At 65.6% G+C, this 17,120-nt stretch carries 16 protein-coding genes; 9 read left to right on the plus strand and 7 right to left on the minus strand.

Translation table 11 applies throughout. The features are described 5' to 3' along the window. Positions 1-10: 10 nt before the first annotated feature. The 4 genes from DPV79_RS34100 to DPV79_RS34115 are packed head-to-tail and all read right to left on the minus strand — an operon-like array spanning position 11 to position 2,309. Positions 11-517 carry an RDD family protein gene (locus DPV79_RS34100; RefSeq protein ID WP_021161121.1) on the minus strand — a complete coding sequence of 169 codons (507 nt, stop codon included), beginning with the start codon at positions 515-517 and terminating at the stop codon, positions 11-13. Positions 518-523: 6 nt separating this feature from the next. Continuing rightward, positions 524-1,282: a DUF3106 domain-containing protein gene (locus DPV79_RS34105; protein WP_059492619.1), complete on the minus strand. Its 759-nt coding sequence runs from the start codon at positions 1,280-1,282 to the stop codon at positions 524-526. Between the two features lie 26 nt (positions 1,283-1,308). Next, entirely contained in the window at positions 1,309-1,749 is a 441-nt protein-coding gene (locus DPV79_RS34110) for a DUF3619 family protein (RefSeq protein ID WP_059492618.1), read from the minus strand. Then, positions 1,746-2,309, minus strand: coding sequence for an RNA polymerase sigma factor (locus DPV79_RS34115; protein WP_021162797.1), 564 nt, complete (start codon positions 2,307-2,309; stop codon positions 1,746-1,748). Before DPV79_RS34115 ends, DPV79_RS34110 begins: the two co-directional genes overlap by 4 nt. Positions 2,310-2,664: 355 nt before the next feature. Between DPV79_RS34115 and DPV79_RS34120 the strand changes: the two genes are divergently transcribed. From DPV79_RS34120 to DPV79_RS34150, 6 genes are all read left to right on the plus strand, one after another. Beyond that, entirely contained in the window at positions 2,665-4,428 is a 1,764-nt protein-coding gene (locus tag DPV79_RS34120; RefSeq protein WP_042977362.1) for an acetolactate synthase 3 catalytic subunit, read from the plus strand. A gap of 111 nt (positions 4,429-4,539) precedes the next feature. After that, on the plus strand, positions 4,540-5,031 hold the full coding sequence (gene ilvN / locus DPV79_RS34125; RefSeq protein ID WP_011352712.1) for an acetolactate synthase small subunit: 492 nt from the start codon (positions 4,540-4,542) through the stop codon (positions 5,029-5,031). A 104-nt stretch (positions 5,032-5,135) separates the two neighbouring features. After that, positions 5,136-6,152: a ketol-acid reductoisomerase gene (ilvC, locus tag DPV79_RS34130; RefSeq protein WP_021162800.1), complete on the plus strand. Its 1,017-nt coding sequence runs from the start codon at positions 5,136-5,138 to the stop codon at positions 6,150-6,152. A 126-nt stretch (positions 6,153-6,278) separates the two neighbouring features. Further along, positions 6,279-6,923: a phosphatidylserine decarboxylase gene (locus DPV79_RS34135; RefSeq protein WP_027784995.1), complete on the plus strand. Its 645-nt coding sequence runs from the start codon at positions 6,279-6,281 to the stop codon at positions 6,921-6,923. 15 nt (positions 6,924-6,938) lie between these two features. Then, positions 6,939-7,811: a CDP-diacylglycerol--serine O-phosphatidyltransferase gene (gene pssA / locus DPV79_RS34140; RefSeq protein WP_021162801.1), complete on the plus strand. Its 873-nt coding sequence runs from the start codon at positions 6,939-6,941 to the stop codon at positions 7,809-7,811. 314 nt (positions 7,812-8,125) lie between these two features. Further along, a complete protein-coding gene (locus tag DPV79_RS34150) occupies positions 8,126-9,670 on the plus strand; it encodes a 2-isopropylmalate synthase (protein WP_021162803.1) in 1,545 nt (514 codons plus the stop codon). A 71-nt stretch (positions 9,671-9,741) separates the two neighbouring features. Here DPV79_RS34150 and DPV79_RS34155 read toward each other — a convergent pair whose 3' ends face one another. From DPV79_RS34155 to DPV79_RS34165, 3 genes are all read right to left on the minus strand, one after another. Then, positions 9,742-11,292: a SulP family inorganic anion transporter gene (locus DPV79_RS34155; RefSeq protein WP_113047488.1), complete on the minus strand. Its 1,551-nt coding sequence runs from the start codon at positions 11,290-11,292 to the stop codon at positions 9,742-9,744. A gap of 34 nt (positions 11,293-11,326) precedes the next feature. After that, complete coding sequence (locus DPV79_RS34160) at positions 11,327-11,968, minus strand: carbonic anhydrase (protein WP_113047489.1); 642 nt, start codon at positions 11,966-11,968, stop codon at positions 11,327-11,329. A gap of 382 nt (positions 11,969-12,350) precedes the next feature. Beyond that, on the minus strand, positions 12,351-12,863 hold the full coding sequence (locus DPV79_RS34165; RefSeq protein WP_048020494.1) for a hypothetical protein: 513 nt from the start codon (positions 12,861-12,863) through the stop codon (positions 12,351-12,353). Positions 12,864-13,032: 169 nt separating this feature from the next. Between DPV79_RS34165 and DPV79_RS34170 the strand changes: the two genes are divergently transcribed. The 3 genes from DPV79_RS34170 (at position 13,033) to pnp (ending at position 17,118) form a co-directional block, all read left to right on the plus strand. Continuing rightward, complete coding sequence (locus DPV79_RS34170) at positions 13,033-14,292, plus strand: branched-chain amino acid ABC transporter substrate-binding protein (protein ID WP_113047490.1); 1,260 nt, start codon at positions 13,033-13,035, stop codon at positions 14,290-14,292. A gap of 118 nt (positions 14,293-14,410) precedes the next feature. Next, positions 14,411-14,680, plus strand: a complete 270-nt coding sequence (gene rpsO, locus DPV79_RS34175) for a 30S ribosomal protein S15 (protein WP_006398792.1) — start codon at positions 14,411-14,413, stop codon at positions 14,678-14,680. A 290-nt stretch (positions 14,681-14,970) separates the two neighbouring features. Next, on the plus strand, positions 14,971-17,118 hold the full coding sequence (pnp, locus tag DPV79_RS34185) for a polyribonucleotide nucleotidyltransferase (RefSeq protein ID WP_042977387.1): 2,148 nt from the start codon (positions 14,971-14,973) through the stop codon (positions 17,116-17,118). Positions 17,119-17,120 lie beyond the last annotated feature (2 nt).

The following is a 17,120-nucleotide window of genomic DNA, read 5'->3' on the forward strand; positions in this document are numbered from 1 at the left end:
CTTCAACGCATCAGCGCGGAATGGCGACGATGCGCGTGCGTGCGATCCGGTCGTGCGGAAACTGGCGGCCGGCATGCAGCCGGGCCGCGCCGGCCCACACGACGATCCACGCGGCGGTGAGCGCGAGCGTGACGGGTACCGACAGGCCGAGGAGCGGGTGCAGCGCGAGCGGCGGCAGGAACCACAGCCAGCCGAGCGCATAGCGGACGAGCGCGTGGCCCGCGCTCAGCGGCCGGCCGCTCGACGATTCGAGCCGCAGCCGCCACGTCTTCATCGGCAGCGTCTGGCCGCCGTGGGTCCAGAACCAGACGAAGTACGCGCCGACCACGAGCGCGATCCAGGCGGCGAGCAGGTTGTGATGGACGAGGCCGTTGCGCTGCTGCGTCGCGAGACTGAACGCGAGCCCGGCGAAGAACACCACGCCGAACAGCAGCACGCCTTCGTAGAGCAGCGCGGCGAGACGCCGCCGCACGGACGGCGCGGCGGCCGGGGTTTCGGAGGCGCGGGCGTTCGCCACGGCCGCTCAGGAGCCCTTGAACAGCGAGGGGGCGTCGGCGGGCGACACCGGTGCCACGGCGGCTGGCGCGGATGCGGTGCCGGCCGTCGACGACGCGGGCACCGGCGGCGTGACCGCGGCCGGGACGGGCGCCGGCGCGGTGGCTGCGCCGCTTGCGGCGTGGTCGTGCGAGTTGACGAGGCGGCGGACGTCACGGTCGGCGACGGTCGGCGGTGCGCTGACGACGCTCGGCCGGCGGCGGCGCTCGGCGGCCGCGAGACGTTCCTTCTGCTCCTCGGGGAGTTGCTGGTACGCCTTCCAGGCCCGCTCGCGCGCCTGCGCGGACAGTTCCTTCGCACTCTGGTAGTTCTCGCGCGCGACGCGGCGCTGCTCGGGCGTCATCCGCGCCCATTCGGTCATCCGCTCCTGCAGGCGCTTTTGATCATCGGGCGTCAACTTCGCGAAACGCGATGCGATCTTCAGCCATTTGCGCTTGCGCGCGTCGCTGAAGCCATCCCACTGGTCGGCGAACGGCGCGAGTGCCGCGTGTTGCGCCGGCGTGAGGCGCGCCCAGGACAGCGGGCCGGACGCGGCCGGCAGCGGCAGGGGCAGCGGGGGGAGTTCGGTGGTCAGCCCGGTTGCGGCCGACGCGGGCGCGGCAGGGCTGTTGGCCGCGGCGGTGGGCGTCGCGGGGGCCGGGTGGAATCGTGGGTACGTGGCGACGTAGGAAACGGCGATCGCGATTACGCATCCGAAAAATACGGCCAGGCCGCGCTTCTGACTCACCCGTGCGATCCCCTCGTTATTGTCTGTTAGTGCGCACGCGACAGATACGCGTTGAACCCGTGATCGAGGTACGCGTTGAGCGGCAGGTCGTCGCTGAGCATCGCCGCATCGATGTCGGCGAGTTCGGCGGTGCGCTGCATGTCTTCCCAGTAGGCGATGCCGACGAGCCCCGCGAGCAGCAGCGCCAGCGGCCATGCGCGCAGCAGGCGGCGCGCGAACGACGCATACGGGCGGCCGGCCTGCGGGCGGCTCGCGGGCGCCGTGCCGTACGCACCGGCCGCGCCGGCGAAGGCCGGCACGAACACCGGCACGGTCGCGGCTTCGGGCTTCTTGCGCGCGAGCGCAGCCCGGCGGGCGGCGGCCAGTCGGTCGGTGGTCGCGGCAGGCAGGTCGGCCGCGCGCTCGTCCAGCGCGCGGCGCACCTTCAGCGCGAATTCGTGTTCTCGATTTGCGGGAGCGGAGCTCATAGCGTGATTCCTTTGGCCTTGAGCGCTTGCGCCAGGGTGTGGGTGGCTCGCGAGCAGTGCGTCTTGACGCTGCCCTCGGAGCACCCCATTGCGGCGGCAGTCTCGGCGACATCCATATCTTCCCAATAACGCATCAGGAACGCTTCCCGTTGACGCGCCGGAAGTTTCTGGATTTCTTCGTCGATCAGGGCCAGAACCTGCTCTCGTTCGAGGCGGTGCTCGCTGCTTTCGACGCCCGCGTTGTCGTCCGCGGATTCGAGGGTTTCGAGCGGGTCGAAGTCGTCGTCGTCGGTGTTGTTCAGCGACGAGAAGAGCGTGACCCACGTGTTGCGGACCTTCTGCCGGCGGAACCAGTCGTGGATCGCGTTCTGCAGGATCCGCTGAAAAAGCAGCGGCAGCTCGGCCGCCGGCCGGTCGCCGTACTTCTCCGCAAGCTTGATCATTGCGTCCTGCACGATGTCGAGCGACGCATCGTCGTCACGCACGGCGTACGCGGCCTGCTTGAACGCGCGCCTTTCGACGCCCGCCAGAAAGTCGGCGAGTTCCTTGTCTGATGCCATTCCGTGAAGGTATGCGCTGCGGGCCGCTGCGTGGTGAAAAAGGTCGAAAAATTTCGTAAAACCCGCGGATGCTATCAAATTTTCGCGCCGCTTGGCACCGGGGCGGGCGCCGCACGTTGCGCGCGAGCCGCGGCGGCGGGGTGCCGGGCGGCGCCCATGATGCGCTGCGGGATATTTTGCTTGACGACCCATTCGCGACCCGCTATCGTCAGCGATTCGCAACATGAAGTGATGGTCTCATTTGAGGCTGGCCCAAGAAGCCTGCCCTTCAAACTGGACGCGCCGCTTGAACCCGAGCCACAAGCCCGGCAGAGAGCACCCGATCAATTTTTTGCCGAAAATTCGAAAGGTCAAAATGAACATGCCCAGCGCGGAATTCTCCACGTCGGAACCCCTTTCCCCTCCCGATAGCGACTCCATCGGCGGTACCGTGCTCATGAAGGCACTGGCCGATGAAAACGTCGAATTCATCTGGGGCTACCCCGGCGGCTCGGTACTCTACATCTACGACGAGCTTTACAAGCAGGACAAGATTCAGCACGTGCTGGTGCGCCACGAACAGGCGGCCGTGCACGCAGCCGATGCGTATGCGCGTTCCACCGGCAATGTCGGCGTCTGCCTCGTGACGTCGGGCCCCGGTGTCACCAACGCGGTGACCGGCATCGCAACGGCGTACATGGATTCGATCCCGATGGTCGTGATCAGCGGCCAGGTGCCCACGGCAGCGATCGGCCAGGATGCGTTCCAGGAGTGCGACACCGTCGGCATCACGCGTCCGTGCGTGAAGCACAACTTCCTCGTGAAGGACGTGCGCGACCTCGCGGAAACCGTCAAGAAGGCGTTCTACATCGCCCGCACCGGCCGTCCGGGCCCCGTGCTGATCGACATCCCGAAGGACATCTCGAAGACGCCGTGCCAGTACGAGCCCGTCAAGAGCGTGTCGCTGCGTTCGTACAACCCGGTCACGAAGGGCCATTCGGGCCAGATCCGCAAGGCCGTGTCGCTGCTGCTGACGGCGAAGCGTCCGTACATCTACACGGGCGGCGGCATCATCCTCGCCGACGCGTCGCGTGAACTGAACCAGTTCGCGGACCTGCTCGGCTACCCGGTCACGAACACGCTGATGGGCCTCGGCGGCTATCGCGCGTCGGACAAGAAATTCCTCGGCATGCTCGGCATGCACGGCACCTACGAAGCGAACATGGCGATGCAGCACTGCGACGTGCTGATCGCGATCGGTGCCCGCTTCGACGACCGCGTGATCGGCGATCCGGCGCACTTCGCGTCGCGTCCGCGCAAGATCATCCACATCGACATCGACCCGTCGTCGATCTCGAAGCGCGTGAAGGTCGACATCCCGATCGTCGGCGACGTGAAGGAGGTGCTGAAGGAGCTGATCGAGCAACTGCAGACGGCCGAGCATGGCCCCGACACCGAAGCCCTCGCGCAATGGTGGAAGGACATCGAGGGCTGGCGCTCGAAGGACTGCCTGAAGTACGACCGCGAAAGCGAGATCATCAAGCCGCAGTACGTGGTCGAGAAGGCGTGGGAGCTGACGGACGGCAATGCGTTCGTGTGCTCGGACGTCGGCCAGCACCAGATGTGGGCGGCGCAGTTCTACCGTTTCAACAAGCCGCGTCGCTGGATCAACTCCGGCGGCCTCGGCACGATGGGCTTCGGCCTGCCGGCAGCGATGGGCGTCAAGATGGCGCACCCGGACGACGACGTGCTGTGCATCACGGGCGAAGGCTCGATCCAGATGTGCATCCAGGAGCTGTCGACCTGCCTGCAGTACGACACGCCCGTGAAGATCATTTCGCTGAACAACCGCTATCTCGGCATGGTTCGCCAGTGGCAGCAGATCGAATACAGCAAGCGCTATTCGCATTCGTACATGGATGCGCTGCCTGACTTCGTGAAGCTCGCCGAAGCGTACGGCCATGTCGGCTTGCGGATCGAAAAGACCTCGGATGTGGAGCCGGCGCTGAAGGAAGCGCTGCGCCTGAAGGACCGCACCGTGTTTCTCGACTTCCAGACCGATCCGACCGAAAACGTCTGGCCGATGGTACAGGCCGGCAAGGGCATCACCGAGATGCTGCTCGGATCGGAAGACCTGTAACGGCGCGACGCGCGCCTGGGCCGAAGCGGCCGCCTTCACGAAAGGCGGTGCGGCACGCGGCGGCGCGCGGCGCGAGTGAATCGACACGGACACATTCTGGAAGAAGCGAACATGAGACACATCATTTCCGTCCTGCTGGAGAACGAACCGGGCGCGCTGTCGCGCGTGGTCGGTCTGTTTTCCGCACGCGGCTACAACATTGAAACCTTGACGGTGGCGCCGACCGAAGACCAATCGCTGTCGCGGCTCACCATCGTTTCCATTGGCTCCGACGACGTGATCGAACAGATCACGAAGCATCTGAACCGCCTGATCGAGGTGGTGAAAGTGGTGGACCTGACCGACGGTGCACACATCGAACGCGAGCTGATGCTGATCAAGGTACGTGCAGTGGGCAAGGAGCGCGAAGAAATGAAGCGGATGGCGGACATTTTCCGCGGCCGCATCATCGACGTGACCGAAAAGACCTACACGATCGAATTGACGGGCGCGAGCGACAAGCTCGACGCATTCATCCAGGGGCTGGACGCGGGCGCGATCCTAGAGACCGTGCGCACCGGCAGCTCCGGCATCGGACGCGGCGAGCGCATCCTGAAGGTGTGATGCCGACATTGCCAAAGTGGCACGCCGGGTGCGCCGTCATGTCCCGGCCCGCAGTACTCCATCCGAACGAATTGTTGAATTTTTGAATTAGCGAAGGAACCATCATGAACGTTTTCTACGACAAAGACGCTGACCTCTCCCTCATCAAGGGCAAGCAAGTCACGATCATCGGCTACGGCTCGCAAGGCCATGCACACGCGCTGAACCTGAAGGACAGCGGTGTCAACGTGACGGTCGGCCTGCGCAAGGGCGGCGCGTCGTGGAGCAAGGCCGAGAACGCAGGCCTGTCGGTCAAGGAAGTCGCGGAAGCGGTGAAGGGCGCCGACGTCGTGATGATGCTGCTGCCGGACGAGCAGATCGCCGACGTGTACGCGAAGGAAGTGCACGAGAACATCAAGCAGGGCTCGGCGCTGGCATTCGCGCACGGCTTCAACGTCCACTACGGCGCGGTGATCCCGCGCGCCGACCTCGACGTGATCATGATCGCGCCGAAGGCACCGGGCCACACCGTGCGCGGCACGTACTCGCAAGGTGGCGGCGTGCCGCACCTGATCGCGGTTGCGCAGAACAAGTCGGGCGCGGCACGCGACATCGCGCTGTCGTACGCTGCGGCGAACGGCGGCGGCCGTGCCGGCATCATCGAGACGAACTTCCGTGAAGAAACCGAAACCGACCTGTTCGGCGAACAGGCCGTGCTGTGCGGCGGTACCGTCGAGCTGATCAAGGCTGGTTTCGAAACGCTGGTCGAGGCAGGTTACGCGCCGGAAATGGCGTACTTCGAGTGCCTGCACGAACTGAAGCTGATCGTCGACCTGATCTACGAAGGCGGCATCGCGAACATGAACTACTCGATCTCGAACAACGCCGAGTACGGCGAGTACGTGACGGGCCCGCGCATCGTCACGGAAGAGACGAAGAAGGCGATGAAGCAGTGCCTGACCGACATCCAGACCGGCGAGTACGCGAAGAGCTTCATCCTCGAGAACAAGGCAGGTGCCCCGACGCTGCAGTCGCGCCGCCGCCTGACGGCCGAGCACCAGATCGAGCAGGTCGGTGCGAAGCTGCGCGCGATGATGCCGTGGATCGCGAAGAACAAGCTCGTCGACCAGACGAAGAACTAAGCACCGCGTGCTGTTCCGGCCCTCGAATAAAGGGCCGGTACCAAAAAGCCGCCCGAAGGCAGCAGTGCCCCGGGCGGCTTTTGTTATGCTACGGGCTTTGCAATTCACCGAACACAGAACGAATCCATGAACTATCCTCATCCGATCATCGCGCGCGAAGGCTGGCCGTTCATCGCGATTGCTGCCGTCATCGCGCTGTTGATCCACGCCGTCGGGGGCTTCGGCTTCGCGTGGCCGTTCTGGCTGCTGCTCGCTTTCGTCGTCCAGTTCTTCCGTGATCCGCAGCGCCCGATCCCGGCGCAGCCGAACGCGGTGCTGTGCCCGGCAGACGGCCGCATCGTCGCGGTCGAGACCGCGCAGGACCCGTACGCGAACCGCGAAGCGCTGAAGATCAGCGTGTTCATGAATGTCTTCAACGTCCATTCGCAGCGTTCGCCGGTCGATGGCGCGATCTCCAAGGTCGAGTACTTCCCGGGTGCGTTCCTGAACGCGGCGATCGACAAGGCGTCCACCGAGAACGAGCGTAACGCGGTCGTGATCCAGACGGCGAGCGGCAAGACCGTGACCGCCGTGCAGATCGCCGGCCTCGTCGCACGCCGGATTCTCTGCTACGTGCGCGCCGGCGAGCCGCTGTCGCGCGGCCAGCGCTACGGTTTCATCCGCTTCGGTTCGCGCGTCGACGTGTACCTGCCGCTCGGCAGCCGCGCGAAGGTGTCGATCGGCGAGAAGGTCTACGCGTCGTCGACGATCCTCGCCGAGCTCGAACAGTAAGCGGCGAGGCGCACGATGGCCGCATTCAAACCGCGTCGGCCGCGCAACGGCGCCGGCCAGACGCCACGCCCGTTCCGCCGCAACAAGGGGATGGCCGCCGATCCGGTGCCTATCGAGAGCCGCCGCGCCGCGCGCCAGCGGTTCCTGAAGACGCGCGGCATCTACCTGCTGCCGAACGCGTTCACGACCGCCGCGCTGTTCTGCGGCTTCTTCGCGGTCGTGCAGGCGATGAACGTGCGCTTCGAGATCGCCGCAATCGCGATTTTCGTGGCGATGGTGCTCGACGGGATGGACGGGCGCGTCGCGCGCATGACGCATACGCAGAGCGCGTTCGGCGAGCAGTTCGACAGCCTGTCGGACATGGTGTCGTTCGGTGTCGCGCCCGCGCTCGTGATGTACGAGTGGGTGCTGAAGGATCTCGGCCGCTGGGGCTGGCTCGCCGCGTTCGTCTACTGCTCGGGCGCCGCGCTGCGCCTCGCGCGTTTCAACACGAACATCGGCGTCGTCGACAAGCGTTTCTTCCAGGGGCTGCCGAGCCCGGCCGCCGCCGCGCTGATCGCGGGTTTCGTGTGGCTCGCGACCGACAACCGCGTGCCGATGAAGCTCGGCTGGCTGCCGTGGGTCGCGTTCGTGCTGACGATCTATGCGGGCGTGACGATGGTGTCGAACGCGCCGTTCTACAGCGGCAAGGCGCTCGACGTGCGGCACCGCGTGCCGTTCGCGGCGATCCTGCTGGTCGTCGTCGCGTTCGTGCTCGTGTCGTCCGACCCGCCGCTGATGCTGTTCTGCCTGTTCGTGCTGTACGGGCTGTCCGGCTACGTGTTCTGGGCCTACATGGCCGTGCGCGGGCGGGCAAACCCCGCGCGCTCGTCGCAGCGCGATCACTGACGCGCGTTTTTGCCCGGAAACGGCGGCCTCGGGGCCGCCGTTTTCATTGGCCCCTTTTTCCAGTCGGGCCGCGTCGGTTCCCGGGTGCCGTCCGATTGCGCACCCAACGGAATGTCGCTATAGTCTTCGGCATGACTGCATTTCCCCGCCTCTCTCTCCTTCTAGCCGGTGCGCCGCTACGCGCGCCAGCTTCGGCGCGCCTGCCGCGCTGACCGTTCTCGCCCTCCGTCAAGCCTCGTCTGTTGTTGAGCGTCGCCAACGGTGGCGCGATCTCATTACGTTTGACTTCCGTATAAAGCCCCCTGGAGCCCCCCATGACAGACAAGCTGATCATTTTCGATACGACGTTGCGTGACGGCGAACAATCGCCCGGCGCGTCGATGACGAAGGAAGAGAAAATCCGCATCGCGAAGCATCTCGAGCGGATGAAGGTCGACGTGATCGAGGCCGGCTTCGCGGCCAGCTCGAACGGCGATTTCGACGCGATCCACACGATCGCCGGTCTCGTGAAGGACAGCACGATCTGCTCGCTGGCGCGGGCCAACGACAAGGACATCCAGCGTGCGGCCGACGCGCTGAAGCCGGCCAACAGCTCGCGGATCCACACGTTCATCGCGACGTCGCCGCTGCACATGGAGAAGAAGCTGCGCATGACGCCGGACCAGGTGTTCGAGCAGGCGCGTCTCGCGGTGCGTTTCGCACGCAAGTTCACCGACAACGTCGAATTCTCGCCGGAAGACGGCAGCCGCTCGGACCTCGACTTCCTGTGCCGCGTGCTGGAGGCCGTGATCGCCGAAGGGGCGACGACCATCAACATCGCCGACACGGTCGGCTACGGCGTGCCCGAGCTCTACGGCAACCTCGTGAAGACGCTGCGCGAACGCATTCCGAACTCGGACAAGGCGATCTTCTCCGTGCATTGCCACAACGACCTCGGGATGGCGGTGGCGAACTCGCTCGCCGGCGTGAAGATCGGCGGCGCGCGCCAGATCGAGTGCACGATCAACGGTCTCGGCGAGCGCGCGGGCAACACGTCGCTCGAGGAAATCGTGATGGCCGTGAAGACCCGCAAGGACTACTTCGGCCTCGACGTCGGCATCGACACGACGCAGATCGTGCCGACGTCGAAGCTCGTGTCGCAGATCACCGGTTTCGTCGTGCAGCCGAACAAGGCGGTGGTCGGCGCGAATGCGTTCGCGCACGCGTCGGGCATCCACCAGGACGGTGTGCTGAAGGCGCGCGACACCTACGAGATCATGCGCGCGGAAGACGTGGGCTGGACCGCGAACAAGATCGTGCTCGGCAAGCTGTCGGGCCGTAACGCGTTCAAGCAGCGCCTGCAGGAGCTCGGCGTGTCGCTCGACAGCGAAAGCGAACTGAACGCGGCCTTCATGCGTTTCAAGGATCTGGCCGATCGCAAGGCCGAGATCTTCGACGAGGACATCATCGCGATCGTGTCCGAGGAATCGGCGCTCGCCCACGAGCAGGAGCACTTCAAGTTCGTGTCGCTGTCGCAGCACTCGGAAACGGGCGAGCAGCCGCATGCGAAGGTCGTGTTCGGGGTCGAAGGCAAGGAAGTGACCGGCGAGGCGCGCGGCAACGGCCCGGTCGACGCGACGTTCAATGCGATCGAGAGCGAAGTCGGCAGCGGTTCCGAACTGCTGCTGTACTCGGTGAACGCGATCACGACCGGTACGCAGGCGCAGGGTGAAGTGACTGTCCGGCTGTCGAAGAGCGGGCGGATCGTCAACGGCGTCGGTACCGATCCGGACATCGTCGCCGCATCCGCGAAGGCGTACATCTCCGCGCTGAACAAGCTGCATTCGAAGGACGACAAGCTCAATCCGCAGCGCTCGTAAGCGCTGCGCGTCGCGCATCACCGAAACGCCCCGTGCGGCCTTGCGCCGCCGGGGCGTTTTTCATGCGCCGCTCATTCGGCGGCCGGCGCACGGAACAGCCAGCGGCGCGTGGCCGTGCGCGGCACCGGGCTGCGGCGCCGGAACTCGACGGCGATGCCACGTCGCGGTGCATCGGCGACGAACGCGTCGAGCAGTTCGAGCACGTCGTGATCGATGTAATCGGCGCGTGTCGCGTCGATGATCACCGCGGCCCGGTCGGGGATGTGCCGCAGATGATGCTTGACCTGCACCTTGCCGAGGAACGACACGTCCTTGCGGAACGACAGCAGGAAGTGGTCGTCGTGCTGCGCGAGCGTCACGGGGCTCTTCAGGTTCGCGACGGCGACGGCCAGCACGCTGCACGCGAGGCCGAGCGCGATGCCGAACAGCAGGTCGACCGCGAGCACGCCGACGATCGTCGCGGCGAACGGCACGAAGGCGGCCGGCCCCTGTTTCATCACCGAGCGGAACAGCGCCGGTTTCGCCAGCTTGAAGCCGGTATGGATCAGGATCGCGGCCAGGCTCGCGAGCGGGATCAGGTTGATCAGGCCGGTGAGCGCGAACACGCTCGCGAGCAGCAGCACCCCGTGCACGATCGCCGACATCCGGCTTTGCGCGCCCGCGTTGACGTTCACCGAACTGCGCACGATCACCGACGTGATCGGCAGCCCGCCGACCGCGCCCGCGACGAGATTGCCGACGCCCTGGGCCTTGAGTTCGCGATCGGGCTGGGTCGGCCGGCGCTTCGGGTCGATCTGCTCGACGGCTTCGAGGCTCAGCAGCGTCTCGAGGCTCGCGACGACCGCGAGCGTGATCGCGACGCGCCACACGTCCGGATTGACGAGCTGCGCGAAGTTCGGGCCGAGTTCCGCATGCTTGAGCGACGCCGCAAAGGCCGCGAACGAGCCGAGTTCGGGCAGCGTCACGCGATGGGCGGCGCCCGGCGCGACCGACGGTGCGACGATGCTCAGCACGAGCGTGGCGCCGATACCCAGCACGACGACCGCAAGCGGAGCCGGCACCGAGCGCACCAGCGCGAAGCGGCGCAGCGCGGACGTGTCCCACGCGATCAGCAGCGCGAGCGACGCAAGCGCGATGGCCGTGGCGGCCCACGCGACCGGCAGGCCGGGCCAGTTCGCAAACGATTGCGCGGCCAAGCCGCCGATACCGAACGCGAACGGAATCTGCTTCACGATCAGCAGCAGGCCGATCGCGGCGAGCATGCCCTTGATGACGGGTGACGGCACATAGGCGGCGAAGCGGCCGGCGCGCAGCATGCCGAACCCGAACTGCAGGACGCCGGACAGCAGCACCGCGAGCAGGAACGCGGAGAAGCTGCCGAGTTGCGCGATACCTTCGACGACGATCACGACGAGGCCGGCGGCCGGCCCGCTGACGGACAGCGACGAGCCGCTCAGCAGCGCGACGACGATGCCGCCGACGATGCCGGATACGAGCCCGGCAAACGGTTCGACGCCGGATGCGTTGGCGATGCCGAGACACAGCGGCAGCGCGACGAGGAACACGACGACGCCGGCGACGATGTCGCGCGGCAGGGTGGACAGGCGCTGGTTCAGTTTCATGGTCGGGGTGATTTCATTGGCTTTTGGGGGCAGGTCAGCCGAGCGCGCAGGCCGTCGCGGCCTGCGCGGGTTCGACGTCGACGGGCGGGGTGGTGTAGCCGGAATCGAGTTCCTTCAGGCGGCCGTCCGCGAGCGAAAAGATCCAGCCGTGCACGAGCGGCGGCCGTTCACGGCCCCGCACGATCGGGGACGCGCGCAGCATCCGCACCTGCTCGAGCACGTTGAGCTCGGCGAGGCGGTCGGCGGCGGCCGTGTCGTCGAGCCCGTCCAGCGTGTCACGATGGCGTCGCGCAAGCGCGCACAGCGGCGCGATGCGGCGCGCGACGTGCGGCAGGTCGGACGGCGGCGGCAGCAGCGATGCGCGTACGCCGCCGCATCCGTAGTGCCCGCACACGATCACGTGGTCGACCTGCAGCACGCGCACCGCGTACTCGAGCACGCTGGCGGAATTGTCGTCGTCGGGATGGAACAGGTTCGCGATGTTGCGATGGACGAACAGTTCGCCGGGCGCGCAGTGCGTGATGGTTTCGGCCGGCACGCGGCTGTCGGCGCAGCCGATCCACAGCACGCGCGGGTTCTGGCCGCGCGCGAGCGCGTCGAAGAAACCGGGCGTGTGTTCACGCGTTTCGCGGGCCCAGGCGATGTTGGCAACCAGCATGCTCTTGGGGCGATTCATGAGGACTCCTTTGAGATAAAGGCAATCGAATATCGGCAAAAATGACGAAATGGCATTCTTTCTAAATTGAAAGGTTGAGTTTCGACTGATATTAGGGGTATGCCCTAGCGCTTCGGGTGTGTTGAAACAAATTGTTTCAAATTGGTTTGGCGTAGTGCATTGCATGCACCAACTCACCGCATGATATGCACTGCGCGTGCCTGTTTTCAGGCAAAGGCCCGCATGACGGGGATGTCAGCGAATTGCCATCGGCATGTCATCGATCGGAAAAGATTTCCGTCGCATTTGCCGAATTAATAAGCCGGCGGAAAAAAGGAAATGGCCATTCACGCAATGATTCGTGAATGGCCATCGAGAAAATTGCGCGTAAATGCGTAATCGGTCAGAACAGGTTGCGGCGGTCGGGGTCGTGCAACGGGTCGGGTGTTTTCTGCGTGATGCGCAGGATGCCCTGCGGGTCGAAGTAGAAGCTGTACATCATGTACCAGACGTTGTCCTCGAGATACCGGTACGTCCATACCTCGCGCTTCATCAGCGGGAAGTAGGACGTCTCGACGGGGCGTCCGAAGTTGACGAGGACGTCGGTCTTCGTCCACTTGCCGATCTCCGCGCGATAGAACTCGCTCGGCTGCAGGACCTGGCGCACGTTGACGATCTTGTGGGTCGCGTCGACGTCGGCCGCGACGGTGATCTCGCCCATCGGCTGGGTCGGCCACATCAGGCGCTTGCCGCCGCCGGGCAGGTCGTAGATCTCGCGCGGCGGGCCCATGCGTGCGACGATCGCCGACTCGTCCTGGCCGGCCTGGTATTGCTGCCACGGTTGCGCGCAACCGGTCAGCAGCGCGGCGGCGCTGGCGAGCAGCACCGGCAGGCGCGCGGAAATGCGAATGCGCATGGGGATTCTCCTGAACACGGAAACAAGTCCCGTTTTATCACGGACGGCAACCGATCGCGCATCGCGCGGAAAAAATCGGTGCGGATCGACTGCATAGCCACGCTTGCGGGCGGCGGGGGCGCCGGCCTATGATCCGCGCTTCTCGGGCTGATTGAAGGGCAGGTGGCCGATGCAGGGGTGGAAGCGGTGCGCGCTCGCGTTGAGCGCGGGGGGGATGCTGGTGTCGTCCGCATTTGCCGGCGGCGAGCCGGTGCGGATCGCGCTGATCGAAGGGATGTCGGGCCCGTTCGCGAACGCGGGCGCGGCGGTCGAGCGCAACCTGCGCTTCGGCGTCGAGCAGGTGAACGCGGCGGGCGGCGTGAAGCTGCGCGACGGCGCGCACCCGCTCGAACTCGTCGTGCTCGACAGCAAGGGCAGCCCCGAGGAGGCGCTCGTGCAGCTGCGCGCGGCCGCGGATCGCCACATCGGCTTCGTCACGCAGGGCAACAGCTCGGCCGTCGCGGCCGCGCTCGTCGCGGCGCTCGACAAGCTGAACGCGCGCGATCCGGACAACCGGATGCTGTTCCTCAACTATTCGGCCGACGATCCGGCGCTGACCGGCGTGCGCTGCAGTTTCTGGCATTTCCGCTTCGATGCGCACGCCGGCATGCGGATGGCCGCACTCGCGGACGTGATGGCACGCGACCGAGCGCTGCGCAAGGTCTACCTGCTGAACCAGGACTACAGTTTCGGCCACGACGTCAGCACGCTCGCACGGCAGGCGCTGGGCGCGCGGCGCCCGGACGTGACGATCGCCGGCGACGAGTTCCACCCGATCGGCCGGATCAAGGATTTCTCGCCGTACATCGCGAAGATCCGCGCGAGCGGCGCCGACGCCGTCGTGACCGGCAACTGGGGCAACGACCTCACGCTGCTCGTGAAGGCGGCGCGGGAGCAGGGGCTGAATGCGAAGTTCTACACGTTCTACGGCAACAGCCTCGGCGCGCCGGCAGCCCTCGGCGACGCCGGTGTCGGGCGGGTCGTCGCCGTGGCGGACTGGCACCCGAACGCAGGCGGCGCGAAATCCGATGCGTTCTACCGGGCGTTCCGGAACCGTTTTCCGGCAGCCCAGGACGACTATCCGGTGCGGCGCATGAGCCTGATGATCGAGATGCTGGCCGCCGCGATGAACCGTGCGGGGTCGGCCGACCCTGTCGCGGTCGCGCGTGCGCTCGAGGGTCTGTCGTTCGACGACGGCTTCCACGCGTCGCGGATGCGCGCGCAGGACCATCAGTTGATCCAGCCCCTTTACGTGATGGAGATGGACAAGGCCGGCACGCCGGGCGTGCGCTTCGACAACGAGGGGTCGGGTTACGGCTTCCGGACGGTGCTCGCGGTGCCGGCGCAGCGCACGGAGATGCCGTCCGCCTGCTCGATGACGCGCCCGTGACAGGGGGCGGTAAGAACGGCGTGGAGTTGTGCTACAATGCCCGCCGGTTGTAAGTCACGGCACGGCCATTCTTCCGTGTCCGCCTGTTCAGTTAGAAAGTAGAAACCAAGGAAATCTCATGTCTGTTGCAGATATCAAGAAGTCGGAAGTCGTTGCTCAGTTCGCCCGCGGTACGAACGACACGGGGTCGCCCGAAGTCCAGGTCGCACTGCTGACCGCACGTATCGTCGAACTGACGGGTCACTTCAAGACCCACGCGAAGGACCACCACAGCCGCCGCGGCCTGCTGCGCATGGTGAGCCGCCGCCGCAAGCTGCTCGACTACCTCAAGGGCAAGGATGCCGACCGTTACCGCGCACTGATCGAGAAGCTGGGTCTGCGTAAGTAATCGAGGCGATTGCCGCCAGCAAGATGCCTGTGTCAGTCCGCTGATACAGGCATTTTGTTTTTGCGCGGTGCGTAGCGTCACACGCATCGCAGGCTGTCCGGCACGACTGTGCGGGGCCGCCGCAACGACTGATACCGGGGCAGGATTTGTGTCATTCCAGCGCGTCGCTGCATGAGTGCCGCGCTGGAATGGCATAAAAAACACACCTTGCTCCGGGTGATTCGGTCGGGACGCCGCCGCGCGGGATGGCCGGCGCGGCGAATGAAATGCATGAATTCAAAGGAGCAACCATGTCCATGTTCAACAAGGTCGTGAAGGAATTCCAGTGGGGCCAGCACAAGGTGCGCCTCGAAACCGGTGAAGTCGCTCGCCAGGCAAGCGGCGCCGTGATCGTCGACGTCGAAGACACCGTCGTGCTGGCAACCGTCGTCGGCGCGAAGTCGGCGAAGCCGGGCCAGGACTTCTTCCCGCTGACCGTCGACTACCTCGAGAAGACCTACTCGGCCGGCAAGATCCCGGGTGGCTTCTTCCGTCGCGAAGGCCGTCCGTCGGAGCACGAGACGCTGACGTCGCGCCTGATCGACCGTCCGCTGCGCCCGCTGTTCCCGGAAGGCTTCTACAACGAAGTCCAGGTCGTGATCCACGTGCTGTCCGTGAACCCGGAAATCCCGGCGGACATCCCCGCGCTGATCGGCGCATCGGCTGCGCTCGCCGTGTCGGGCCTGCCGTTCAACGGCCCGGTCGGTGCCGCGCGCGTTGCCTACATCGACAACGCATACGTGCTGAACCCGACGCGTGACCAGATCAAGGCATCGAGCCTCGACCTCGTCGTCGCGGGTACGGAGCGTGCGGTGCTGATGGTCGAATCGGAAGCCGACCAGCTGTCGGAAGACGTGATGCTGGGCGCCGTGGTGTTCGGCCACGAGCAGATGCAAGTCGCGATCGACGCGATCCACGAACTGGTGCGCGAAGGCGGCAAGCCCGAGTGGGACTGGCAGCCGGCGCCGAAGAACGAAGCGCTGATCGCCCGCGTGACCGAGCTGGCACAGAACGACCTGCTCGCCGCTTACCAACTGCGCGACAAGCAAGCGCGTTCGACGAAGCTGAAGGAAGTTTACGCAGCGACCTCGGCGAAGCTCGAGGAAGACGCACTGGCAGCCGGTACGGCAGCGGCCGACAAGGCCACCGTCGGCAACGTGCTGTTCGACATCGAAGCGAAGATTGTCCGTTCGCAGATCCTGAACGGCGAGCCGCGTATCGACGGCCGCGACACGCGCACCGTGCGCCCGATCGAGATCCGTACCGGCGTGCTGCCGCGTACCCACGGCTCGGCGCTGTTCACGCGCGGCGAAACGCAGGCGCTGGTCGTCGCGACGCTCGGCACGAAGGGTGACGAGCAGATCATCGACGCGCTCGAAGGCGAATACCGCGAGCGCTTCATGCTCCACTACAACATGCCCCCGTTCGCGACCGGCGAAACGGGCCGCGTCGGCTCGCCGAAGCGTCGCGAAATCGGCCACGGCCGCCTCGCGAAGCGCGCGCTGGTCAAGTGCCTGCCGAGCGCCGACGAATTCGGCTACTCGATCCGCGTCGTGTCGGAAATCACCGAATCGAACGGTTCGTCGTCGATGGCATCGGTGTGCGGCGGCTGCCTCGCGCTGATGGACGCCGGCGTGCCGATGAAGGCGCACGTCGCGGGTATCGCGATGGGCCTGATCCTCGAAGGCAACAAGTTCGCGGTGCTGACCGACATCCTCGGCGACGAAGATCACCTCGGCGACATGGACTTCAAGGTAGCCGGCACGGAGCAGGGTGTGACGGCGCTGCAGATGGACATCAAGATCCAGGGCATCACGAAGGAAATCATGCAGGTCGCGCTCGCGCAGGCGAAGGAAGGCCGCATGCACATCCTCGGCAAGATGACGTCGGCGGTTTCGGGTGCGAACACGCAGCTGTCGGAATTCGCGCCGCGCATGATCACGATCAAGATCAACCCGGAAAAGATCCGCGACGTGATCGGCAAGGGCGGTTCGGTGATCCGCGCGCTGACGGAAGAAACGGGCACGACCATCGACATTTCGGACGACGGCGTCGTGACCATTGCGAGCACGAACAGCGACGGCATGGCCGAAGCGAAGAAGCGCATCGAGCAAATCACGGCCGAGATCGAAGTCGGTCAGGTGTACGAAGGCACGGTTCTGAAGCTGCTCGATTTTGGCGCGATCGTGAACCTGCTGCCGGGCAAGGATGGCCTGCTGCACATCTCGGAAATCGTCAACGAGCGTGTGAAGGACATCAACGACTACCTGAAGGAAGGCCAGCAAGTGAAGGTCAAGGTCATCCAGACGGACGAAAAGGGTCGCGTGCGCCTGTCGGCGAAGGCGCTGCTGAATGAAGCAGCGGCAGCGGCGCAGTCGGATACGCCGCCGCAGCAGTAAGC

The organism is Burkholderia reimsis (assembly GCF_003294055.1).
In the GTDB taxonomy this organism is placed as follows: domain Bacteria; phylum Pseudomonadota; class Gammaproteobacteria; order Burkholderiales; family Burkholderiaceae; genus Burkholderia; species Burkholderia cepacia.